20 protein-coding genes are annotated in these 24,407 nt (G+C 55.0%); 12 read left to right on the top strand and 8 right to left on the bottom strand.

Going from position 1 to position 24,407, the window contains the following annotated elements; translation table 11 throughout:
• Window positions 1–283: 283 nt before the first annotated feature.
• From ribF to rihC, 6 genes are all read left to right on the top strand, one after another.
• On the top strand, window positions 284–1,222 hold the full coding sequence (gene ribF / locus EGY08_RS10760; RefSeq protein WP_004128776.1) for a bifunctional riboflavin kinase/FAD synthetase: 939 nt from the start codon (window positions 284–286) through the stop codon (window positions 1,220–1,222).
• 44 nt (window positions 1,223–1,266) lie between these two features.
• Entirely contained in the window at window positions 1,267–4,083 is a 2,817-nt protein-coding gene (gene ileS, locus EGY08_RS10755) for an isoleucine--tRNA ligase (RefSeq protein ID WP_123828479.1), read from the top strand.
• A complete protein-coding gene (gene lspA, locus EGY08_RS10750; protein WP_004098485.1) occupies window positions 4,083–4,583 on the top strand; it encodes a signal peptidase II in 501 nt (166 codons plus the stop codon). The genes ileS and lspA overlap by 1 nt, the downstream gene beginning before the upstream one ends.
• 54 nt (window positions 4,584–4,637) lie before the next feature.
• The gene (fkpB, locus tag EGY08_RS10745; protein ID WP_004128778.1) at window positions 4,638–5,087 is read left to right on the top strand and encodes an FKBP-type peptidyl-prolyl cis-trans isomerase; all 450 of its coding nucleotides are present in this window, start codon (window positions 4,638–4,640) and stop codon (window positions 5,085–5,087) included.
• A gap of 1 nt (window position 5,088) precedes the next feature.
• Complete coding sequence (ispH, locus tag EGY08_RS10740) at window positions 5,089–6,039, top strand: 4-hydroxy-3-methylbut-2-enyl diphosphate reductase (RefSeq protein WP_004128779.1); 951 nt, start codon at window positions 5,089–5,091, stop codon at window positions 6,037–6,039.
• A gap of 65 nt (window positions 6,040–6,104) precedes the next feature.
• The gene (rihC, locus tag EGY08_RS10735) at window positions 6,105–7,019 is read left to right on the top strand and encodes a ribonucleoside hydrolase RihC (RefSeq protein WP_123828478.1); all 915 of its coding nucleotides are present in this window, start codon (window positions 6,105–6,107) and stop codon (window positions 7,017–7,019) included.
• A gap of 29 nt (window positions 7,020–7,048) precedes the next feature.
• Here the strand turns inward: rihC and EGY08_RS10730 are convergent, their stop codons facing one another.
• Window positions 7,049–7,987, bottom strand: a complete 939-nt coding sequence (locus tag EGY08_RS10730) for a LysR family transcriptional regulator (RefSeq protein ID WP_123828477.1) — start codon at window positions 7,985–7,987, stop codon at window positions 7,049–7,051.
• 278 nt (window positions 7,988–8,265) lie between these two features.
• Between EGY08_RS10730 and EGY08_RS10725 the strand changes: the two genes are divergently transcribed.
• The 5 genes from EGY08_RS10725 (at window position 8,266) to EGY08_RS10705 (ending at window position 15,218) form a co-directional block, all read left to right on the top strand.
• Window positions 8,266–9,321, top strand: coding sequence for a 4-oxalomesaconate tautomerase (locus tag EGY08_RS10725; RefSeq protein WP_004128782.1), 1,056 nt, complete (start codon window positions 8,266–8,268; stop codon window positions 9,319–9,321).
• A gap of 107 nt (window positions 9,322–9,428) precedes the next feature.
• Window positions 9,429–10,862, top strand: coding sequence for an anion permease (locus tag EGY08_RS10720; RefSeq protein ID WP_032742245.1), 1,434 nt, complete (start codon window positions 9,429–9,431; stop codon window positions 10,860–10,862).
• A 179-nt stretch (window positions 10,863–11,041) separates the two neighbouring features.
• On the top strand, window positions 11,042–12,301 hold the full coding sequence (locus tag EGY08_RS10715) for an SLC13 family permease (RefSeq protein WP_032742247.1): 1,260 nt from the start codon (window positions 11,042–11,044) through the stop codon (window positions 12,299–12,301).
• Window positions 12,302–12,378: 77 nt separating this feature from the next.
• Window positions 12,379–14,670, top strand: coding sequence for a hydratase (locus EGY08_RS10710; RefSeq protein ID WP_123828476.1), 2,292 nt, complete (start codon window positions 12,379–12,381; stop codon window positions 14,668–14,670).
• 185 nt (window positions 14,671–14,855) lie between these two features.
• Window positions 14,856–15,218, top strand: a complete 363-nt coding sequence (locus tag EGY08_RS10705; RefSeq protein ID WP_117077311.1) for a DUF805 domain-containing protein — start codon at window positions 14,856–14,858, stop codon at window positions 15,216–15,218.
• Here EGY08_RS10705 and EGY08_RS10700 read toward each other — a convergent pair.
• On the bottom strand, window positions 15,151–16,095 hold the full coding sequence (locus EGY08_RS10700) for a LysR family transcriptional regulator (RefSeq protein WP_049123170.1): 945 nt from the start codon (window positions 16,093–16,095) through the stop codon (window positions 15,151–15,153). The two genes, EGY08_RS10705 and EGY08_RS10700, sit on opposite strands and share 68 nt — an antisense overlap.
• A gap of 92 nt (window positions 16,096–16,187) precedes the next feature.
• Here EGY08_RS10700 and EGY08_RS10695 point away from each other — a divergent pair, with 92 nt between their 5' ends.
• A complete protein-coding gene (locus EGY08_RS10695; RefSeq protein ID WP_004128797.1) occupies window positions 16,188–16,817 on the top strand; it encodes a hypothetical protein in 630 nt (209 codons plus the stop codon).
• Between the two features lie 44 nt (window positions 16,818–16,861).
• Here EGY08_RS10695 and EGY08_RS10690 read toward each other — a convergent pair whose 3' ends face one another.
• From EGY08_RS10690 to citS, 6 genes are all read right to left on the bottom strand, one after another.
• On the bottom strand, window positions 16,862–17,560 hold the full coding sequence (locus tag EGY08_RS10690) for a response regulator (RefSeq protein ID WP_004128800.1): 699 nt from the start codon (window positions 17,558–17,560) through the stop codon (window positions 16,862–16,864).
• On the bottom strand, window positions 17,553–19,181 hold the full coding sequence (locus tag EGY08_RS10685; protein ID WP_004128802.1) for an ATP-binding protein: 1,629 nt from the start codon (window positions 19,179–19,181) through the stop codon (window positions 17,553–17,555). The genes EGY08_RS10690 and EGY08_RS10685 overlap by 8 nt, the downstream gene beginning before the upstream one ends.
• A gap of 255 nt (window positions 19,182–19,436) precedes the next feature.
• Complete coding sequence (locus tag EGY08_RS10680; RefSeq protein ID WP_004125763.1) at window positions 19,437–20,738, bottom strand: oxaloacetate decarboxylase subunit beta; 1,302 nt, start codon at window positions 20,736–20,738, stop codon at window positions 19,437–19,439.
• A 15-nt stretch (window positions 20,739–20,753) separates the two neighbouring features.
• Window positions 20,754–22,529: a sodium-extruding oxaloacetate decarboxylase subunit alpha gene (oadA, locus tag EGY08_RS10675; protein ID WP_004125768.1), complete on the bottom strand. Its 1,776-nt coding sequence runs from the start codon at window positions 22,527–22,529 to the stop codon at window positions 20,754–20,756.
• A 15-nt stretch (window positions 22,530–22,544) separates the two neighbouring features.
• On the bottom strand, window positions 22,545–22,790 hold the full coding sequence (locus EGY08_RS10670) for an oxaloacetate decarboxylase subunit gamma (RefSeq protein ID WP_117085769.1): 246 nt from the start codon (window positions 22,788–22,790) through the stop codon (window positions 22,545–22,547).
• A 160-nt stretch (window positions 22,791–22,950) separates the two neighbouring features.
• Window positions 22,951–24,291: a citrate/sodium symporter CitS gene (gene citS / locus EGY08_RS10665; protein WP_004128807.1), complete on the bottom strand. Its 1,341-nt coding sequence runs from the start codon at window positions 24,289–24,291 to the stop codon at window positions 22,951–22,953.
• Window positions 24,292–24,407: the final 116 nt, after the last annotated feature.

Raw genomic sequence — 24,407 nt, 5'->3', positions numbered from 1 at the left:
AGAATGCCCGTTTAGCCTTCTTTTGTCAATGGATTTGTGCAAATAAGCGTCGTTCAAACTAACAACGCTTCATTACGTAGTGATGGCGCAAGATTCTACCAGCTTGTTGCTGGCGAATACAGCCTTTCGACCATAAAAATCGACGACGCCGGAGAGATTTTCCCGCAATCTCGCGCTGAGTGAATGAATTACCGGGATCTTTCAGTGAAGAGGTGCAATCGCTGGTTAACGTCGCCAGTTGTACAAGGTATACTCGGACGATTTTCACTGTTTTGAGCCAGACATGAAGCTGATACGCGGCATACATAATCTCAGTCAGGCCCCGCACGGGTGCGTGCTGACCATTGGAAATTTTGACGGCGTGCATCGCGGGCACCAGGCATTATTGCAGCGTTTGCGCGCAGAAGGCCGCCAGCGTGGCTTACCGGTGGTGGTGATGATTTTTGAACCGCAGCCGCTTGAGCTTTTTGCCGCCGATAAAGCGCCGGCGCGATTAACGCGCCTGCGTGAGAAGCTGAACTATCTGGCCGAAAGCGGCGTCGATTACGTCCTGTGCGTGCGCTTCGATCGGCGCTTTGCCGCATTGACCGCCCAGGACTTTATCAGCGAACTGCTGGTCCGCCAACTGGGTGTCCAGTTCCTCGCCGTTGGCGATGATTTCCGCTTTGGCGCGGGTCGCCAGGGGGATTTTTTGTTATTACAAAAAGCCGGCGTGGAGTATGGCTTTGACGTCACCAGCACCCAAACCTTCTGTGAAGGCGGTGTGCGCATCAGCAGCACGGCGGTGCGCCAGGCGCTGGCTGACGACGATCTGCCCCTCGCGGAGACGCTGCTGGGGCATCCGTTTACCATCTCCGGGCGCGTAGTGCACGGCGATGAGCTCGGGCGCACAATAGGCTTCCCGACGGCGAATTTACCGCTGCGCCGTCAGGTTTCCCCGGTAAAAGGGGTCTATGCGGTAGAAGTGACAGGGCTTGGCGACAAACCGTTTATGGGGGTCGCCAACATTGGTACTCGTCCAACGGTATCCGGCGTGCGTCAGCAGCTGGAAGTTCATCTCCTGGATGTTGTAATGGACCTCTACGGTCGCCATATAGATGTAATACTGCGTAAAAAAATACGTAACGAGCAGCGATTTGCGTCGCTTGATGAACTAAAAACGCAAATCGCACGTGATGAGTTAACGGCCCGCGACTTCTTTGGGCTAACCGGACAGGCATAACCCTGACGGTGTTTATCAAACCGAAATACGGAACCGAGAATCTGATGAGTGACTATAAATCGACCCTGAATTTGCCGGAAACAGGGTTCCCGATGCGCGGCGACCTCGCCAAGCGTGAACCGGGAATGCTGGCGCGTTGGACCGATGATGACCTGTACGGCATCATTCGTGCAGCCAAAAAAGGCAAAAAAACCTTCATTCTGCATGATGGCCCTCCTTATGCGAATGGCAGCATTCATATTGGTCACTCGGTTAACAAGATTCTGAAAGACATTATCGTTAAGTCCAAAGGGCTGGCGGGCTATGACTCTCCGTACGTACCGGGCTGGGACTGTCATGGTCTGCCGATCGAGCTGAAAGTGGAGCAGGAGTACGGCAAGCCGGGCGAGAAATTCACCGCTGCCGAGTTCCGCGCCAAGTGCCGCGAATACGCCGCCACCCAGGTTGATGGACAGCGTAAAGACTTTATCCGTCTGGGCGTGCTCGGCGACTGGTCGCACCCGTACCTGACCATGGATTTCAAAACCGAAGCCAACATCATCCGCGCGCTGGGTAAAATCATCGGCAACGGCCACCTGCACAAAGGCGCTAAGCCGGTGCACTGGTGTGTAGACTGCCGCTCAGCGCTGGCGGAAGCGGAAGTTGAGTATTACGACAAAACCTCCCCGTCCATCGACGTGGCGTTCCACGCGACCGATAAAGCGGCGGTGCTAGCGAAATTCGGTGTGGCGGACGTTAACGGCCCGGTTTCTCTGGTTATCTGGACCACCACCCCGTGGACCCTGCCGGCGAACCGCGCCATCTCCCTCTCCCCGGCGTTTGACTACGCGCTGGTGCAGGTTGCCGGTCAGGCGCTGATCCTGGCGAAAGACCTGGTCGAAAGCGTGATGAAGCGCGCCGGCATTGCTGATTACACCATCCTGGCGGTGGTGAACGGTGCCGAGCTGGAGCTGATGCGCTTTAAGCATCCGTTCCTCGATTTCGACGTCCCGGCGATCCTGGGCGATCACGTCACGCTGGACGCGGGTACCGGTGCGGTACATACCGCGCCAGGCCACGGCCCGGATGACTATGTCATCGGTCAAAAATATGGTCTGGAAGTCGCTAACCCGGTTGGCCCGGACGGCGCCTATCTGCCGGGAACTTACCCGACGCTGGACGGCGTAAACGTCTTCAAAGCCAACGAGGTTGTCGTTGCGCTGTTGTCAGAAAAAGGCGCGCTGCTGCACGTTGAAAAAATGCAGCACAGCTACCCGTGCTGCTGGCGCCACAAAACGCCAATCATCTTCCGCGCCACGCCGCAGTGGTTCGTGAGCATGGATCAAAAAGGCCTGCGCGCGCAGTCGCTTTCCGAAATCAAAGGCGTGCAGTGGATCCCGGACTGGGGCCAGGCGCGTATCGAATCGATGGTCGCCAACCGTCCTGACTGGTGTATCTCCCGTCAGCGCACCTGGGGCGTACCGATGTCGCTGTTCGTGCATAAAGAGACGCAAGAGCTGCACCCGCGTACGCTGGAGCTGATGGAAGAAGTCGCTAAACGCGTAGAAGTCGACGGCATCCAGGCGTGGTGGGATCTCGATTCCCGCGATATCCTCGGCGCCGACGCGGATAGCTACGAGAAGGTGCCGGATACGCTGGACGTGTGGTTTGACTCCGGGTCGACCCACTCCTCCGTTGTTGACGTGCGTCCGGAATTTACCGGTCACGCCGCCGATATGTATCTGGAAGGTTCCGACCAGCACCGCGGCTGGTTCATGTCATCCCTGATGATCTCTACCGCGATGAAGGGCAAAGCGCCTTATCGCCAGGTACTGACCCACGGCTTTACCGTTGATGGTCAGGGCCGCAAGATGTCCAAATCCATCGGCAACACCGTTTCTCCGCAGGACGTGATGAACAAGCTGGGGGCGGATATTCTGCGCCTGTGGGTGGCTTCCACCGACTACACCGGCGAGATGGCCGTCTCCGACGAGATCCTCAAACGCGCCGCCGACAGCTATCGTCGTATCCGTAACACCGCGCGCTTCCTGCTGGCGAACCTCAACGGCTTCGACCCGGCAAAAGACATGGTGAAACCGGAAGAGATGGTCGTGCTGGACCGCTGGGCCGTAGGCTGTGCGCAAGCAGCGCAGGACGATATCGTCAAAGCCTACGAATCTTACGATTTCCACGAAGTGGTGCAGCGCCTGATGCGCTTCTGCTCCATCGAAATGGGTTCGTTCTGGCTCGATATCATTAAAGATCGCCAGTACACCACCAAGGCGGACAGCATCGCGCGTCGTAGCTGCCAGACCGCGCTGTACCATATTGCCGAAGCGCTGGTGCGCTGGATGGCGCCGATCATGTCTTTTACCGCTGACGAAATCTGGGGTTACCTGCCGGGCGACCGCGAGAAATACGTCTTTACCGGCGAATGGTATACCGGCCTGTTTGGCCTGGACGCGGACGAAGCGATGAACGACGGCTTCTGGGACGCGCTGCTGAAGGTGCGTGGCGAAGTCAATAAGGTCATTGAGCAGGCGCGTACGGATAAGCAGGTTGGCGGCTCGCTGGAGGCGGCTGTGACGCTCTACGCCGATGCCGATCTGGCGGCGAAGCTGAACGCGCTGGGCGATGAATTACGATTTGTCCTGTTGACCTCAGGGGCGAAAGTTGCCGATTATGCGCAGGCTCCGGCCGACGCCTGGCAGAGTGAGCTGCTGAAAGGCCTGAAAGTCGTGCTGAGCAAAGCCGAAGGTGACAAGTGCCCGCGCTGCTGGCATTACACCACGGATATCGGCAAGGTGGCGGAACACGCGGATATCTGCGGACGCTGTGTCAGCAACATCGCCGGTGACGGCGAAAAACGTAAGTTTGCCTGATGAGTAAACCGATTTGTTCAACGGGGCTACGCTGGCTGTGGGTCGTCGTAGCCGTGCTGATTATCGATTTAGGCAGTAAATTCCTGATCCTCCAGAACTTTGCTCTGGGGGATACGGTATCGCTGTTCCCATCGCTTAATCTGCACTATGCGCGCAACTATGGCGCGGCTTTTAGCTTCCTTGCCGACAGCGGCGGCTGGCAGCGCTGGTTCTTCGCCGGTATCGCTATCGGTATCTGCGTGATCCTCGCGGTGTTGATGTATCGTTCTAAGGCGACGCAGAAGCTGAATAACATTGCCTATGCGCTGATTATTGGCGGCGCGCTGGGGAATTTATTCGACAGGCTGTGGCATGGTTTTGTCGTCGATATGATCGATTTCTACGTCGGGAACTGGCACTTCGCCACCTTCAACCTCGCCGATACCGCTATCTGTATCGGCGCGGCGCTGATCGTGCTGGAAGGCTTCTTACCGAACGCGGCTGCGAAGAAACAGGCGTAACAAAACTCGCCCGGCGGCGCCACCGCCGCCGGGTAAAACAAGTGAGCAACCTGCATGTCTAAATCAGTACAGAGCAACAGTGCGGTGCTGGTGCACTTCACCTTAAAGCTCGACGACGGCTCCACCGCAGAGTCAACCCGCAATAACGGTAAACCCGCGCTCTTTCGCCTGGGCGATACCTCGCTTTCTGAAGGCCTGGAACAGCATCTGCTGGGGCTGAAAGAAGGGGATAAAACCACCTTTTCGCTGGAGCCGGACGCTGCATTTGGCGTACCGAGCCCGGACCTGATCCAATACTTCTCGCGCCGGGAATTTATCGACGCGGGCGAGCCGGAAGTCGGCGCGATTATGCTCTTTACCGCAATGGATGGCAGCGAAATGCCCGGCGTGATCCGCGAAGTGAACGGCGATTCGATCACCGTTGATTTCAACCACCCGCTGGCTGGGCGTACCGTTCATTTTGATGTTGACGTGCTGGAGATCGATCCGGCGCTGGAGGGGTAAGATGCAGATTCTGTTGGCTAACCCGCGCGGCTTCTGCGCAGGCGTTGACCGCGCTATCAGCATTGTTGAAAACGCGCTGACGCTATACGGCGCGCCGATCTACGTGCGTCATGAAGTCGTGCACAACCGTTATGTTGTCGACAGCCTGCGTCAACGCGGTGCGATTTTTATCGAGCAGATTAGCGAAGTGCCGGACGGCGCAATCCTGATCTTCTCCGCCCACGGCGTCTCTCAGGCCGTTCGCAACGAGGCGAAAAGCCGCGATCTGACGGTGTTTGACGCCACCTGTCCTCTGGTCACCAAAGTGCATATGGAAGTCGCCCGCGCCAGCCGTCGCGGCGAAGAATCCATTTTGATTGGCCACGCTGGTCACCCGGAAGTCGAAGGCACCATGGGCCAGTACAGCAACCCGCTGGGGGGAATGTACCTGGTGGAATCGCCGGACGATGTCTGGACGCTGGACGTGAAAAACGACGCTAAACTGTCGTTTATGACCCAGACGACGCTCTCCGTCGACGATACCTCCGACGTGATTGACGCTCTGCGCGAGCGTTTCCCGAAAATCGTCGGGCCGCGTAAAGATGATATCTGCTACGCCACGACTAACCGTCAGGAAGCCGTCCGCGCGCTGGCCGGGCAGGCCGATGTGGTGCTGGTGGTGGGGTCGAAGAACTCCTCGAACTCAAACCGCCTTGCCGAGCTGGCCCAGCGGATGGGAAAAGCGGCCTATCTGATTGACGACGCGACCGATATCCAGGAAGCCTGGGTGAAAGAAGCGGGCTGCGTCGGCGTGACCGCGGGCGCATCGGCGCCGGATATCCTGGTACAGAACGTGATTTCGCGTTTACAGGAGCTGGGCGGTGGCGATGCGGTGCCGCTGGAAGGCCGCGAAGAGAACATTGTTTTCGAGGTGCCGAAAGAGCTGCGCGTAGATGTCCGTGAAGTAGAGTAAGTTCTTTTCCGCTGCAGTATGAGAAGATGCCAGACTTAACGTCTGGCATTTTTTATGGAGAAACGATGCGCTTACCTATCATTCTGGATACCGATCCCGGCATTGATGATGCCGCGGCGATTGCCGCCGCGCTATTCGCCCCCGAGCTTGATCTGCAGCTGATGACCACGGTAGCGGGCAACGTGTCGGTGGAGAAAACGACCCGCAACGCCCTTCAGCTTCTGCATTTCTGGAACGCCGATGTTCCCCTGGCCCAGGGCGCGTCGATGCCGCTGGTTCGCCCTCTGCGCGACGCCGCCTCGGTGCACGGCGAGTCCGGGATGGAAGGCTACGATTTCGTTGAACATCACCGCCAGCCGCTGGCGAAACCGGCGTTTCAGGCGATCCGCGACGCGCTGATGCACGCCCCGGAGCCGATGACCCTGGTGGCGATCGGCCCGCTAACCAATATTGCGCTACTGCTGACCCAGTACCCAGAATGCCACTTTAATATCCGTCGCCTGGTGATCATGGGCGGCTCTGCCGGGCGCGGCAATTTTACGCCGAACGCGGAATTTAACATCGCCATCGACCCGGAAGCGGCGGCTAAAGTGTTCAACAGCGGGTTGGATATCGTCATGTGCGGGCTGGACGTCACTAATCAGGCGATGCTGGCGCCGGATTATCTCGCCACTCTGCCGACGTTGAATCAGACCGGGAAAATGCTGCACGCGCTGTTTAGCCACTACCGTAGCGGCAGCATGAGCAGCGGTCTGCGTATGCACGACCTGTGCGCGATTGCGTGGCTGGTTCGCCCGCAGCTTTTTACCCTTGCACCGTGCTTCGTGGCGGTAGAAACCCAGGGTACATGGACTTCAGGCTCCACGGTGGTGGATATCGAAGGTAAACTTGGCCAACCGGCAAATGCGCAGGTGGCGCTGGGGCTGGATGTCGAAGGATTTCAGCGCTGGGCGGCCGAGGTGATTGCGTTGGCGCCCTAGCCCGGTAATAAAGCGGCCGGGCATGGTGCTCAGGTGTTTTGAATGGGGTCGACGACGTTGCGCCATAACGTGCCCGCTTCATCGGTCCACATCAGCAGTAGTAGCGACGCTAATCGTTCTGCCGCCGCGGAAAGGGGCCGGTTCTTTACGCGGATCATACCAAGCGTGCGCCGGATCACCGGCTCGACAAGCGGAACGCTCACGACGGTGCTGTTGCCGCTATGGGGCAACGCCAGACAGGGGAGCGCTGAGACGCCCAGCCCGGCTTCGACAAGACCGAGCGAGGTCGACAAGTGTCGGACTTCATAAAACCAATCCAGTCGCCAGGGCTTATCCGCCAGGCATTTCTCGATTAACTGTCTGTTGCCGCTTGATTTCCTGACGCCGATTAAGGTTTGGCTCACCAGTTCACGCCACTCGACTAATTGTCTCCCCGCCAGCGGATGGTCTTGCCGACACGCCAGAACGAAGGGTTCATTCACCAGAGGGATAAAATCGATGTCTGGATATGTGATGAAGTTCATATTTATTCCAAAATCAACATCGCCTTTGCGTACTGAGTTCATGCACGTTTCTATACCTTGTTCATAAATTCGTACTTTGATGTTGGGATAGCTTTGATTAAATTGCACGATAGCACGCGGTAAAAAGTAAAATACGGCGGTCGGAATGCAAGATAGCGTCACCGTATCATGTATTTGAGACGTTAAATCGTTGAGGTTAAATATTGCCGCATCAAGGCTGGCAATCAACGCTTTGGCCTTTGGGAGAAGCATTTTTCCGGCCTGAGTAAGCGCAATTTTTCGCGTGGTTCGTTCGAACAGCGCAATGTTCAGATTACCCTCTATTTTTTTTATTTTTTTGGTCAGCGCGGGTTGCGTGAGATTGAGCTGCTCGGCTGCTTTACTAAATGAGCCAAGCTCCGCAACCGTGACAAAGGCTTTCATACCGGATAGTTCATTTTTCATTATTGCTCCGTAGGGTTTAATAAGCGTTTCTCTAAGTAGATGACAAGTCATTATTAAGCGGGAGTATTTTTTAATTAATGCTCAGCAGGAATAACTCTTATGGCAAAATTTTATCAACCGGTGAAATTCTTGCAAGTAGAATGAATTTGTAAAATGCCTGAGGTGATTGTTTTGGCCGTTAATTAAGTAAATAAAAATCTTAAAAAACATAAAACCAATTAAATTCACGAAGCCGTTTTACACCATTCTTCTATTTCTTAGCGAATAAGGAACATGCTATGAAGAGCATTCCCTGTGTATTAATGCGTGGCGGGACATCGAAAGGTGCCTTTTTATTAGCAGATGATTTACCCAAGGATATTCAGCAACGTGATGACTGCTTATTAGCGATCATGGGCTCGGGTCATGAGCTGGAAATTGACGGCATTGGCGGAGGGAGCCCACAAACCAGTAAGGTGGCGATTATCAGTCAATCGCTTAGCGAAGAAGCGGATATCGATTATCTGTTTGTTCAGGTCATCGTCAATGAACGGCGGGTGGATACGACGCCAAACTGCGGCAATATGCTGTGTGCGGTAGGCGGCTTTGCGATTGAGCATGGGTTAGTTGAGGCGGCGTCTCCGGTTACGCGAGTGCGTATAAGAAACGTAAACACCAATACTTTTATTGATGCTGACGTTCAAACACCTGAAGGAAAGGTTATCTATGAAGGGGATAGCCAAATCGATGGCGTTCCGGGCCGCGCTGCGCCGGTGGCATTGACTTTTTTGAATGCGGCGGGGGCAAAATCCGGACGCCTTTTCCCGACAGGTAATCGCATGGACGTATTCGATAATGTGCGAGTGACCTGTATTGATATGGCGATGCCCATGGTGGTGATCCCGGCTCAGAGTCTGGGCAAAACCGGATATGAATCTGCAAGTGAATTAGATCGGGATAGCGCGTTATTAAAATCGCTTGAATCTATTCGTATCCAGGCTGGCAAGGCGATGGGGTTTGGGGATGTAACTAATATGGTTATCCCTAAACCGGTTCTGATTTCTCCTGCGCTAAGTGGCGGAAGTATAAACGTACGCTATTTTATGCCGCATAATTGCCATAAATCGCTGGCGATTACCGGTGCTATCGGTCTGGCAAGCGCATGTATTATTCCGGAAACCATTGCTAATGAACTGACGAATCTATCAGGCGACGGAATCATTAAAGTCGAACATCCCAGCGGCGGTATTGAAGTCGACTTAAGTCAGACTGCTGAACGCCCAGAAAATATCCGCGCATCGGTTATTCGCACCGCGCGGAAGATCCTTTCAGGAACGGTTTACATTCCCGAATAAATACCCACTGTCTTAGTATCTATAAAAATACCCGGAATCGGGGAGGGGAGTGATGTGAATACGTTTCACCAGCATCCTTAAATATTGATTACAGGGAAAGAATGGAAATGCAAAAGAATAAATTATGGAAGCTGCTTGTTATAATAGCAATACCGTTACTCATCAGTTTATTCCCAGCGCCAGAAGGGTTATCAAAACTTGCCTGGGTATTATCCGGTATCTATCTGGCAGCGATCGTCGGGTTAGTCATTAAACCCTTTGCTGAGCCCGTGGTCCTCCTGATCGCGGTAGCCGCATCAATGGTGGTCGTGGGAAATTTAGGCGACGGTTCGATAAAAGCGGCCAGCGTGTTAAGCGGATATTCATCAGGTACCACCTGGTTGGTGTTTTCTGCATTTACTCTGAGCGCGGCATTTGTCATTACCGGATTGGGTAAAAGAATTGCGTATATTCTGATCGGCAAAATTGGTAGTACGACGTTGGGCCTGGGCTATGTTACCGCTTTTCTTGACCTGATTCTGGCGCCCGCCACGCCGTCGAATACGGCCCGTGCCGGCGGCATCGTCTTACCCATAATCAATAGTGTCGCCGTCGCCTTAGGGTCAGAGCCGGAGAGGAGCGCGAAGCGCGTGGGCCATTACCTCATGCTGAACATCTATATGGTCACTAAAACGACCAGCTACATGTTCTTCACCGCTATGGCCGGGAATATCCTTGCGCTGAAAATGATCGAAGATATTTGCCACATAAAATTGAGCTGGGGAGGATGGGCGCTGGCCGCTGGACTACCTGGCATCATTATGTTGCTGCTGACGCCGCTGATTACCTACAAGCTATATCCGCCAGAATTAAAGCGAGTTGATAATAAAAAGATCGCTCAGACAGGCATAGACGCTTTGGGGCCCATGACGGTGCGGGAAAAGATGCTGTCTTGCCTCTTTGTTCTTGCGCTCGGCGGTTGGGTATTCAGCAGCGCCCTGGGGGTCAATGAGTCTACTGTTGCAATCTGTGTAATGGCGCTGATGCTGGTATTGAAAATCGTGACCTGGGATGACGTGATTAAGAATAAGGGGGGGTGGAATACGCTCATATGGTACGGTGGTATTATTGGTTTAAGTTCCCTGCTCTCTAAAGTTGGCTTTTTCTTATGGCTGGCTGAATTATTAAAAAATAATATTTCATTTAACGGTCATGGTAATGTTGCTTTCATCGTTATTGTTGCCTTAAGCATTTTAGTTCGTTACTTCTTTGCGTCGGGTAGCGCTTATATTGTCGCCATGGTACCGGTCTTTGCCATGCTGGCGAATGTTTCTGGCGCGCCGGTCATGCTAACCGCGCTGGCCTTACTCTTCAGCAACTCTTATGGTGGCATGGTAACCCACTACGGCGGGGCTGCAGGGCCAGTTATTTTTGGCGTTGGCTATAATGATATTAAATCATGGTGGATTATCGGTGGAATATTAGCGTTACTTACTTTCCTCCTGCAAATCACGCTAGGGGTATGGTGGTGGGAAATATTAATCGCCTGGAAGGTAATTTAAACTATTTTTGAGAAAATGATGGATTACCTGGGCATCGCAGGATGCCCATGGGCAAGATTTATTATTCAGAGCGGCATGGGGCTTTTCTGTTGTTTTATTTGAGCGTTTAAGTGTGGGTGAAGTTACCTGATTTTAAATATGATTATATGGCCTTTGATAAGGTGAGGTGTGATATATTTATGTCTCCAGTTACGATTACATTGTCGCTATTGGTTTTTTCTGTAGTAATGTTTGTGTGGGAAAAAATCCCTTTGGCTGTAACGGCCATGATTGTTTGTATTACCTTGGTGGTTACCGGCGTTTTTGATGTGCAAACGGCATTTTCCGGTTTTATTAATCAAAATGTCATTTTGTTTGTGGCAATGTTTGTGGTTGGCGGAGCCTTATTTGAAACCGGCGTAACGGATAAGATTGGCGGTATTGTGACGCGTTATGCGCGGAGCGAAAAGCAGCTCATTGTCATCATTATGTTAGTCTGTGGGATCCTTTCTGGAGTATTGTCCAATACCGGCACGGCGGCGGTTTTAATTCCTGTGGTGATAGGCGCAGCGATAAAATCAGGGTACGCCCGCTCTCGACTGCTTATGCCACTGGCGTGTGCCTCTGCGTTGGGCGGAAATCTTTCGCTGATCGGTTCACCCGGCAACCTGATCGCGCAATCGGCGCTGGAACAGGTTGGCCAAAGTTTTAGCTTTTTTGAATATGCTAAGTTAGGTATTCCCATGTTAGCCTGCGGTATTCTCTATTTTGTGACTATCGGCTACCGGATATTACCCGACAAAAATACGCTCCAGAAGCACGGCGTTGAAAGCATCAGGACGGTCGATTGCCCGACGTACAAGCAGGTGATTGCGCTGGCGGTATTGATCGCGACGGTATTGGGCATGATCTTCGAAAAGAGCATTGGTATACCGATTGCGATTATTGGTTCGATTGGTGCTTTATCGTTGGTTATTACCCGGGTGATTACTGAAAAACAGGCCTACCAGGCCATCGACTCGCAAACGATTTTCCTGTTCGGCGGCACTCTGGCATTAGCAAAGGCGCTGGAAACCACCGGTGCTGGGGCGATCATGGCGCGCTCAATAATAGATTTGCTCGGGGACCAGGCCTCGCCTTTCTTACTTTTAAGCGCCGTATTAATCATCTCCTGTATTTTAACCAATTTTATGTCGAATACGGCAACGGCGGCTTTATTAATGCCGATTGGCCTGTCTATTGCCCATTCGATGGGCGCCGATCCTCGGGCGGTGTTAATGGCGATTGTTATCGGCTGTTCATGCGCTTATGCGACGCCAGTGGGAACGCCTGCCAATATGATGATTTTTTCCGCCGGCGGATATAAGTTTGTCGACTATGTAAAAGTTGGCTTGCCGCTTATGTTGATATCGGTAATTGTGAGCTTTATCTTGCTGCCCATTTTCTTTCCATTTTATTAATTGCGGTCAGCGATTTTTTAAAATAAGTAGGGCTAATCGTTCAGGCGTGATTTTTTCTACATCTAAGGATATATGTCATGATTAAATTATATGACCATGGAGTCTATATCTCGCATCAGCATGGTATTATTTGTGCTGATAATCACTCAGCCGCGGTAGAGGAGAAGGAGGAGGCGCGCAAGAGAACGATCTCGTGGTCGATTCTCTCCGCACATAATACGTCAGGGAATGATCGTAAGTTAAAAATTAAGTTTGATTCGATGGCTTCCCACGATATTACTTTTGTGGGCATCATCCAGACCGCTAAGGCATCAGGAATGGAGCGTTTTCCATTACCATATGTTTTAACGAATTGTCATAACTCGCTTTGCGCAGTCGGCGGCACGATCAATAGCGATGACCATATATTTGGTTTGTCATCAGCGCAAAAATATGGCGGCATTTATGTCCCGCCCCATATTTCCGTTATTCATCAATATATGCGTGAGATGATGGCCGGCGGCGGGAAAATGATACTGGGCTCAGACAGCCATACCCGGTATGGCGCGCTGGGAACGATGGCGGTTGGCGAGGGGGGCGGAGAGTTAGTTAAACAGCTGCTGGGTGAGACCTGGGATATTGATTATCCAGAGGTGGTTGCGGTGTATCTGACGGGTAAACCTTCGCCCGGCGTTGGCCCTCAGGATATTGCCCTGGCGATAATTGGCGCGGTGTTCGAGCGCGGTTACGTGAAAAATAAAATTATGGAATTTGTTGGCCCGGGCGTGGCGACGATGTCTACCGACTTCAGAAATAGCGTGGATGTGATGACAACAGAGACCACGTGTCTATCGTCTATCTGGCAAACCGATGAAGAGACCAAACACTACTTACGTATTCATGGCAGGGAGCAGGACTATTGTCCGCTCTCAGCGAAAGAGATGGCATACTATGATGGCTGCATAGAGGTGGACTTAAGTAGTATCAAGCCGATGATCGCCTTGCCCTTTCATCCCGCCAACGTCTACGAAATTGATACGCTTAATGACAATTTGCAGGATATTTTGCATGAGGTCGAAACGGCGGCCGATAAAATTTCCCAAGGACGCGCAGCGCTCACCCTGCGGGATAAAATCGAAAATGGTAAGCTGCGGATTCAGCAAGGGATCATCGCCGGTTGCGCCGGCGGAAACTATGTTAACGTGGTCGAAGCGGCGCATGCCTTAAAAAACCACTCCTGTGGTGACAACGCTTTCTCTCTGTCGATATATCCCTCCTCCCAACCGGTATTGATGGACCTGACTAAAAAAGGCATGACCAGCGCGCTGTTGAGCGCCGGCGCGATTATGCGCACCGCATTTTGTGGACCCTGTTTTGGCGCAGGCGATACGCCCATGCATAACGGATTAAGCATTCGCCACACGACGCGTAATTTTCCAAACCGGGAAGGATCAAAACCGGGGAATGGGCAAATGTCGGCTGTCGCGCTGATGGATGCCCGCTCCATTGCGGCGACGGCAGCCAATGGGGGCGTGCTGACATCGGCTTGCGAACTCGATTGCTGGGAAAACATTCCGCAGTATGAATTTGATGCTTCGCCTTATAAAAATCGCGTTTATCAAGGCTTTATTAAGGGGGCGACGCAACAATCGCTGATTTATGGTCCGAATATTAAAGACTGGCCGGAGATGAGTGCGCTAACGGAAAATATTCTGTTAAACGTGACCTCAAAGATAATGGATCCGGTGACCACCACCGATGAACTAATTCCATCCGGAGAAACCTCATCATTCCGCTCCAATCCTTTAGGGCTGGCCGAGTTTACCCTTTCACGACGCGATCCGGGCTACGTTGGCCGCAGTAAGAAGATTGCCGCTCTGGAAACACTGCGGATGACAGGCGACAACCCTTGCCGTCTGGAGCCGGAGCTTGAGGCGGTTTTTTCTCGGATCCGGCAACTGCCGGGACAGGAAAATGTCACCCTCGAGCAGACGGAGATAGGCAGTATGGTGTATGCGGTTAAACCCGGCGATGGCTCCGCGCGCGAGCAGGCTGCCAGCTGCCAGCGAGTCCTTGGCGGCCTGGCGAATATTGCCCAGCAGTATGCGACCAAGCGCTATCGTTCAAACGTTATCAACTGGGGGATGTTGCCGCTGCAGATGGAGGCGCTGCCGGAGTTTGAAGTGGGCGACTTTATCTATATCCCGGGAATCAAGTCAGCTTTGGAAAGCGATCTGAGCCAGATTACCGCCTTCGTGATTAGCCCTCAGCATCCCGTCAAAGAGATCTCGCTTTATATGGAGGGATTAACCGCATCAGAGCGGGAGATTATTAAAGCGGGGAGCTTAATTAATTATAATAAATTACACTTAACAACCCACCAATATTAAATGATATTCATCGTCAAGATGAATAAGCGGGGATGATATATCATCCCCGCTTTATTTATAGTCGAGATAAAATAACTCACGTTCAAAATTCTTGCTGCTTTACGCTATCGCACGATGGGTTATTCTGGCGTAATCTCTCCGGTACGCAGCCAATACTGGATTGGGCTATGAACAGGGAGAGAAAAATGACGAATGGACAAGCGTATTTTAACGGATGGAAAAAGGGCCTCGATTTTAGCGGAGTGGCCAGCAGGCAGGAGTTTTGGTCTTTTTTGCTCATCAACCTGTTGATTCTTGCCTTGCCGCTGGCGACCTGGTTTTTGGCGGTGCAGCATAACTCTGAGTACGGCATGTTCATTTTTTTCGCTGTGCCGCTCAGCGGTATTCTGTTACTGCTGATGATTGTCCCGCTGCTGGCCGTTGGCTGTCGCAGGATGCACGATATCGGTCGTTCAGGATGGTGGTTCGCCCTGTGCCTTATTATTCCATGGTTTTTGATCGTCGCACTATGGCTGTGCTGCCTGAAGCCGGCTGCATCTTCTCGCTAAGATAATCAATCATCGCCCGCATTCTGGCGGGCATATGCTTATTGCCCGACCACAGTAGCCACAGCTGGCCGGAATAGCTGCTGATAAACTCCCACTCCGGTAAAACCTGCACAATCTCGCCGCGCGCCAGCGCCTCACGGGCGGTAAACAGCGGCAGGCTACCGATCCCCAGATTCTGCTTCACGGCATCGAGGCGTACGGCGGTGTGGTTGGCGGCGTAGCGGCCGTGGGTCTGGATCGTCTCCGTTTTCCCCCCTCGGCGGAACTTCCAGCGCGCATCGGCGGGCGTTTCGCCAAGGCTGATACAGCTATGATCGCGCAGGTCCTGCGGCGTTCGCGGCTTTCCATATTGCTCCAGGTAGCCGGGCGTCGCGCAGATGACGTGGCTGATGGTCATCAAAGGCTTACCGTGTAGCCCCGGTGAGGGAGTAGGGGTGATACGCAGCGCCAGGTCAATACCGTCATCAATAAAATCGAGAACCCGATCCTCGAGCCGCAGACAGACGTCGACCTGTGGATAGCGGGTAAAAAATTCCAGCATGAGCGGGTGAATGGCAAACCGGCCCACGGCTTTCGGCACGCTTAGCGTGAGCTTGCCCTGCGCCACCGCCTGGGTACTGCTGGCGGAATCGATAGCCAGACGCGCCGACTCCAGCATCTCCAGCGCATGTTCATACACCGTCTTACCGGGCTCGCTGAGGCGCAGCTTGCGCGTTGTACGGTGCAGCAGCTTGCAGCCCATCTCCTGTTCAAGGCGCGAAACGCTGCGGCTGATAGCTGAAGGCGTCGCGCCCGCCTGGCGCGCGACGGCGGAAAAGCTGCCCTGTTCGACAATCTGCACAAACAGGGCGAGGTCGGGCAGTAGGCTCAGATTCATTCGTGCTTCCAGAGCAAAATTGCATTGATGTCAGGCGGGATTATCGCCACCAGTAATATCAATATACTGTCCTGACAGAGAGGAGGACAACCATGACTGAACGCCTTTATTACACCAGCGACGCCACTGAATGCCTGGCGCGAGTCGTCAACTGCCTGAGCGAAGCCGATGGCCGCTATGCCATTGAGTTGGACCGCACGCTGTTTCACCCGCAGGGTGGCGGGCAGCCGGCGGATCGCGGCTGGATTGCCGATCTGGCGGTCGAAGGCGTGGTTTCGCGCGGCGATAGCGTAGCGCATATCGTTTCACAGCCGCTGCCGCCAGGCGAGGTCACGATCCGTATCGATGCCGAAAGCCGGCGGCTTCACGCGCGCCTGCACTCCGCCGGGCACGTGCTTGCCCAGGCCGGCGAGCAGTCAGGCTGGCAGCCGATGAAAGGACATCACTGGCCGGGAGAAAGCCGTATAATTTTTGCCGTGGGGGCTAACGGTGGGCTGCCCGAAGCCAGCGCACTGCTGGAAAAAGTCGCCGCCTGGCAGGCAGAAAATTTACCGCTTCAGGTCGCTTTTGCCGATGGCCTGCGCCAGGTTGGGTTCGGCGATATGCAGAGCTATCCTTGCGGCGGTACGCACGTTGCCAGCCTGTCCGAGCTGGGGAAAATCGTCATTAACCAGGTGAAGATGAAAAAAGGCCAAATTATTGTCAGCTACACCGTGGAATAAGCGCATGAAAGGAGATGCGCGATGAACAGGGCATCTCCTGGGACTTAAATATGCGCAGGATGTTTACCGTGATAAATCCGCTCCGGTCTGCCGACTTTGCCATAGCTGATTTCAGCTTCAAGAAAATCGTTTTTAACCCCCTGCTCAAGGTATCGGCGGGCGGTGGTTTTACTGCTGCCGAGAATACGGGCGAGCGTGTCTGCGGTATGGACCGTTTCCGGGTCGGCGAAAAGCTGTAATACCCGGTTAAAGGTGCTCTCATCAATACCGCGCAGCGGAGAGCCTGCGGCTTCCGTATGCTCTTTTGCCTGGATGTTGAACAGGGCGTCAACATGGGTTTGGCTTGCCTGTTCGCTCGAGCGCAGAGAGCTGCGATAGCGGGCAAAACGCTCCAGGGTATGCTGTAATCGCTGATAATGAACCGGTTTAATCAGGTAATCAAAAACGCCCATCCGCAGGGCTTCGCTGATGGTATCCATATGGTTATCGGCAGTGATGAAAATGATGCGCCCTTGATAATGTGTGTTGACGGCGTGGCGGATCAAATCGAGCCCTTTACCATCGGGCAAGAAGTTATCCAGCAGAGTGAGCTGGGGCTGATAGAGGCGAAGCAGCTTTTTCGCGCTTTCCAGTTTATCGGCAATACCAATGACTTCGAACTGGGGAAATTGCTTGATCGTATCCACCAGGATTTCCGCCAGCATAGGTTCGTCTTCAACGATGAGAGTTGTAATGCTATCCATGATGTTCATCTCTGGTCAGGGGGATATAAAGGGTAAAAATGGTGCCAAAAGGAATGTTGTTATCAACGACGATATTACCGCCGGCCTGCTCAACGTAACTGCGAACCAGCCAGAGTCCAATGCCGTGATCGCCGCTGCCGCTGCTGGTGACGCCGCGTTCAAAAATACGATCGCGCAGCGATTCGTCAATTCCACAGCCCTGGTCGGCGATCTCGACAATCGCTTCGTCGCCCTCGCTGTTGATCAGGCATTCGATCTGCCTTGAACCTGTCGGCTGGCGCAAGGTGGCGTTGTAGGCATTGTCCAGCAAATTACCGACGATCGAGATCCACTCATTATGCGAAAGCGACGAGGGTAAGCTCTCAACGTGGCAGGCGGGATCGAATACCAGCTCTATTCCGAGCTCTTTGGCGCGGTAATACTTGCCGATCAGCAGCCCGGCAAGGTGATTCACTTTAAAATTACGGGCAATAAAATCGAGCACCTTCTGGTGGCTTTCAGATTGCTGCTGAATAAGATCCAGCGCGTTGTCATAGCGTTTTAAAAACAGCAGCCCGGCTATGGTGGAGATCAGATTGCGATGCTCGTGCTGCACGGCCCGCAGATTATCCGCGTACTGCTGAACCTGGCTGAGCTGCAGGCTCAGGGTGTTGATATCGTCTTTACTGCGAAAGCTAATGACCCAGCCCTGAGGCTCGCTATTGAGCGTGACGGCCATGCGGCTGGCGATCACTTTAATCTGGTTAAAGGTGACGATTTCGTCTTTTTTATTGGTCTGCGGCGCGTCATAGAAGAATGTCTCCTGAGAGATCACGCTGCTGATGCTTTTGCCAATCAGAATGGTTTCCGGCTGGCTCAGGTTTAATAGCCTCCTTGCGGTTTGATTGATGGCGGTAATTCGGTAGTGGGAGTCAATGGCTATCAGCCCCTCAAAGACCGATTCAAACAGGACGCTCTGCTGGATAAGCAGCTGTGAGAGCTGCTGGGGTTCCATATTCAGCATCTGTTTTTTAATGTGGAGCGAGAAGCGCCGGGCGCAGTAGAGCAGCAGAAGCAGCATGATCGCCATCGGGATCATCAGCGATCCGATTTGCAGACTCAGCCAGTTTTCTAACTGTTCGATGGTGTAGCCCACCGATACAATACCGATCACCTTCCCGGTGCTGTCCTGGATCGGCGACTTGCCGCGTAGTGAAGAACCGAGCGATCCTTTACGCACCGACACGTAGCTTTTAGCGTTATATAGCGCCTCGTCGCTGTCTCCGCCTTCCATCGATTTACCGATCTCCTCTGGATTCACGTGATACAGGCGCCGGCCTTTCGCGTCGCCGACGGTGATATAGGTAGCGTCGGAAAACGAACGCATCGGGTCGATAAGTGCTTTAATGCGCGGTAGATCATGTTTCTCCACCGCGTCAACCAGTTCGGGCATAGCGGAGATCTGCATCGCCTGAATCAGCGCGCGCTGTCCGACCTGGTAATGCAGGCGCTCCTCGGTAATGCTGGTGAGATACCATGACATCGCCAGCATCACGATTGTCGAGGTAAACAGGATCAACAGGAAGATGCGGTTCTGAAACGAACGTCGGGCAAACCAGTGCGTGATTTTTCGGGCAAACATTGGGCGAATTGATATCAAAAGGTTATTTTCTCTTTTTTAGCGGCCGACGGCGCGGAATTGGCCCACAAATTTACTGATTTCAGAACACGTTTAGTCGGAATACGACGTTTTACGTACCTCCGGTTTGGGCTTTGGCGCCGCCTGGGATATTTCCCGGAGGCGGCGCGTAGCGCCTGTCCGGGCTCCCTATCCGCAGACGGCGGTGCATTTGTAGCCCGGATAAGGCGTCAGCCATAATCCGGGAAAGGTAACGGTTTACATCGCCAGCACGTACTTGAGCATCACCCCGGCGGCAATCGCCGAGCCAATCACTCCCGCCACGTTCGGGCCCATCGCGTGCATCAGCAGGAAGTTCTGCGCATCCGACTCCAGCCCCACTTTGTTCGACACCCGCGCCGCCATCGGTACCGCCGACACGCCCGCCGAGCCAATCAGCGGGTTGATTTTGTGCTTACTGCACAGGTTCAGCAGCTTCGCCATCAGCACGCCCGCCGCCGTCCCCACGCAGAACGCAATCACCCCCAGCACCAGTATCCCCAGCGTCTGCGGCTGCAGGAACTTGTCCGCCACCAGCTTCGCCCCTACCGATAACCCGAGGAATATCGTCACGATATTTATCAGCCCGTTCTGCACCGTGTCGCTCAGGCGCTCCACCACCCCGCTCTCGCGCATCAGGTTGCCGAAGCAGAACATCCCCAGCAGCGGCGCCGCGTCCGGCAGCAGCAGCGCCACCAGCAGCAGCAGTACCGCCGGGAACAGAATCTTCTCCCGCTTACTCACCGTGCGCAGCTGCACCATGCGGATTTTCCGCTCCTTCTCGCTGGTCAGCGCCTTCATAATCGGCGGCTGGATTAACGGCACCAGCGCCATATACGAGTACGCCGCCACCGCGATGGCGCCCAGCAGCTCCGGCGCCAGTTTCCCGGAGAGGTAAATCGCCGTCGGCCCGTCCGCGCCGCCGATGATGCCGATGGCCGCCGCCTGCGGCAGGGTGAAGCTGATAATCCCGAAGTAGTTCAGCGTCAGCGCCCCGAGCACCGTGGCGAAGATGCCGAACTGTGCCGCCGCCCCCAGCAGCAGGGTCCTCGGGTTGGCCAGCAGCGGGCCGAAGTCGGTCATCGCCCCGACGCCCATAAATATCACCAGCGGGGCGATGCCCGAGCCGATGGCGACCTTATAAAAAATCGCCAGCACCCCGGCGGAGTAGCCCATATCCACGGCGAGGTCTTCCATCTGCCCCTGCACCGACGGCAGCGCCAGGGCCAGTGCCTCCTTGATGGCATGAACGTCCGGCGTACAGTTAAGCTTCGCCGCAATCACCGCCAGCTGCCCGGCGTCGTGATGGGCCAGCAGGCTCTCCAGGGCGGTCAGCGCCAGCCCGGCCTCGGGAATATTCGACAGCAGCCCGCCGAAGCCAATCGGCAGCAGCAGCAGCGGCTCGAACTTCTTCGCGATGGCCAGCCACAGCAGCAGCAGGCTCACCAGCAGCATGACGGCCTGGCCGCCGCCGAGGTGCATCAGCCCCATGCCCTGAATCAGGGCGTTCAGACTTTCCATTTCCGTTCCTCTTCCTTACGCCAGGGCCAGCAGGGTGTCGCCCACCGCGACCGCGTCCCCGGATTTCACCGCGATACCGCGCACGGTTCCGGCCTGCGCGGCGCGGATTTCGGTTTCCATCTTCATGGCCTCCAGAATCAGCAGTACGTCGCCCTCGGCCACGCTCTGGCCCTCGGTGGCCAGCACCTTCCAGATAGTGCCCGCCAGCGGCGCGGTCACCGGCGTACCGGCGCCTGCCGGGGCGGCAGCCTGAGCCGGGGCGGAAGGCGCCGCCGGAGCGGCCGCCGTCAGCGGGCTGATATCGCCGCCGTCGCTGACCTTCACCACAAAGGCTTTCCCTTCCACTTCCACGGTGTAGACGCCGGAAGCGGCGGCTTTCACCGGAGCGGCGGCAGGTTTTGCCTCTTCCGCCTGCGGCAGCGGCTCAAAGGCCGCCGGGTTATGGCGGTTCTCAAGGAACTTCAGGCCGACCTGCGGGAACAGCGCCACGGTGAGCACGTCGTCGATGGCGTTCTCCGCAAGCGTAATGCCCTTCTCCTGCGCCTGGCGCTTCACGTCGGCTTCCAGCTCCGCCAGCTCCGGCTTCAGCAGGTCCGCCGGGCGGCAGGTGATGGCTTCGGCGCCGTCCAGCACGCGGGCCTGTAATGCCGCGTTGACCGGCACCGGGGTGTGGCCGTACTCGCCCTTCAGAATGCCGGCGGTCTCCTTCGCAATGGTTTTGTAGCGCTCCCCGGTGAGGACGTTAAGCACCGCCTGGGTGCCGACAATCTGCGAGGTGGGGGTGACCAGCGGGATAAAGCCGAGGTCTTCGCGCACGCGGGGGATTTCCGCCAGCACCTCATCCAGACGGTGGGCGGCGTTCTGCTGCTTCAGCTGGCCTTCGAGGTTGGTGAGCATGCCGCCCGGCACCTGGGCCACGAGGATACGGCTGTCGGTGCCCTTCAGCTGGCCTTCGAAGGCGTGGTATTTTCTGCGCACTTCGCGGAAGTACGCGGCGATGCTCTCCAGCTTCAGGATATCCAGCCCGGTGTCATGCTCCGTTCCGGCCAGCGTCGCCACCAGCGCCTCGGTGGCCGGGTGGCCGTAGGTGGCACTCATGGACGAGATGGCGGTATCGACGCCGTCGACGCCGGCCTCGATGGCCTTCAGCAGGGCCATCTCCGCCATCCCGGTGGTGGCGTGACAGTGCAGGTGCAGCTTCACGTCATAACGTTTTTTGATTTCACTCACCAGCTCAAAGGCGGCCATCGGGGTGAGAATGCCCGACATGTCTTTAATCGCAATGGAATCGACGCCGGTTTCCAGCAGCTGTTCGGTCAGGTCGAGCCAGGTCTGCAGGGTGTGAGCCGGGCTGGTGGTGTAGGAGAGCGTGCCCTGGGCGTGCGCGCCGTGGCTGCGCACCGCCTGCAGGGCGGCCTGCATATTGCGCGGGTCGTTCATGGCGTCGAAGACGCGGAACACGTCCATGCCGTTTTTGACGGCGCGCTCAACGAAGCGCTGCACCACGTCATCGGCGTAGTGGCGGTAGCCGAGCAGATTCTGGCCGCGGAGCAGCATCTGCAGCGGGGTCTTCGGCATGGCCTTTTTCAGTTCGCGCAGGCGGACCCAGGGGTCTTCGCCGAGGAAGCGGATGCAGGCGTCGAAGGTGGCGCCGCCCCAGCATTCGAGGGAGCCGTAGCCCACGTCGTCGAGCCGCGCGGCGACGGGGAGCATATCGTCGAGGCGCAGGCGGGTGGCAAAAAGGGACTGGTGGGCGTCGCGCAGGACGACATCGGTAATGGCAACGGTCATGGATTCCTCCGTGAATTAAGGGTTAAGGCGGCGATGGTGGTGAATAGCGGCGACAATTACCGGCTTTAAGCGGGCGAAGTCGTCAGCGGGCGCGGCGGCAGGTGTGGCCTTCGGCGCGGGAGCCGGTTCCGGGAAGAAGCGGTTGACGGCGGCGGACATGCTGCGGATGGCGAAAATCAGCAGGAACAGAAACGCCAGCACAAAGCCCATGCCGAGGCACATCAGGGTGAAGCCTTCACCCAGCAGAACTGCATCACTCATGAAAAGATCCAAAAGTAAGGGCACGATGGCGTGCCTGAAGGCTAACCAACCGGTGCTTCCGGCTAAGGAGTAGGGTGGATTTCCCGAAGCCGCCCCCGGCTCTGGACCCTAAATAGCACCGCTGTGGTTGACGCTCAAACATCGCCATCGTGCGTGTTGGTTACATCATCATGCCGAACACGATGCTGGCAATGACCAGCACAATACCGCCGCCCAGACGGGAGGAGATTTGCGCATAAGAGATAAGATTCATACGGTTACAGGCAGAGAGTACTTCCAGGTCGCCCGAGCCGCCGCGGTTAGCCATGCACAGACCGGCGGTGATCGCGGATTCAATCGGGAAGAAGCCAATCATCCAGCCGCCGATGGCCGCGCCGATGACCGCGCCCACGACGATCACCGCCGCGATGATGACGTTCGCAAAGGTAATCGCGTCGATAATTTCCTGCAGGTCGGTGTAGCACACGCCGACGCCGACCATCAGTACCCACAGCAGTTGCTTAGAGAAGAAGTCAGACAGGCGTTTAGCGCCAGCTTTAATCTCAGGCGAGCAGAGGCCGGAAGCGTTCAGCGCCGCGACGATCAGCACCATCCAGGCGAAATAGTGGATAGATACGCCGCCAATGCTTGGCAGAATTTTCTTGGCGATAACGTAGGCCAGCAGGAAGCAGGTTGTGGCGAGCACCAGGCCGACGGCCGTTTCGCGATGGGTAATCTGGCCCGCTTTTTCATCATCTTCTACTTTGAAAGAGGCCTTGCGCACCAGCTCGCCTTCGCCGCTCAGCCAGGTGTGCTTTTTACCGATAATATCGAGCAGCGCGGCAAACACGATGGCAAAGATGTTGGCGATGGTCAGGATAGCAATCGCGGTGGAGTAGTACTCTTCACGCGAACGGCCGGTGACGGAGTGATAAATTTCAGATAGCGGCACCGCGCCCGCGCCGTTGCCGCCACCCATAATCGGCAGGACGTACAGCATCATAATGCGGTCGATGGAGATACCGAAGCACAAGCCGATGAGAATCCCGAAGATGGATGCGCCGAGGATCCCCATTAAAATGGTCGGAATATAACCCAGCAGAGATTTCAGCAGCAGCTTACGGTTAACCGAGAGGATTGCACCAGTAATCAATACTGCGATGAATAAGTTCAGAAAGTTACTTTTATCCATCACATTAGTGATTGCATCAATTTCTTTCTGGGTGAAAATGCCTGCATAAACGAAATAGGCGGCCACGAGGAAGATCATCACCGGCGCGCCGCCGATATATTTATTGAAGATCGGCAGGCGTTTGCCAATTTCTCCAAAAACGGCGCCAATAATAAACATGATGGCGAAGCCGCCGACAATGTCGGTCGGCAGGGCATTATAAAAGTGTGAAAGTAGTAAAGTGATTAACGCAAAGGCGTAAAGCGGTAGCGGCATGCCGAAGATTTTAAACCCCAGAATATCGCTAACGCCTTTTTTCTCTGCAGATGGAGCCTGGCTCATATTAGTCATATGACGTCACCCTGTTAAAAAAAGGAATATACACATCATCCTTCAAGCTGCCTCTTTGTTGGCAGCCTTCACTCACCCCAGTCACTTACTATGCGTAAGCTCCTGGGATTCATTCA

It is taken from the genome of Klebsiella sp. FDAARGOS_511 (assembly GCF_003812845.1).
In the GTDB taxonomy this organism is placed as follows: Bacteria; Pseudomonadota; Gammaproteobacteria; order Enterobacterales; family Enterobacteriaceae; genus Klebsiella; species Klebsiella grimontii.
Note: the sequence above shows the minus strand (reverse complement) of the source record. Positions and strands in the feature narration are given on the sequence as shown.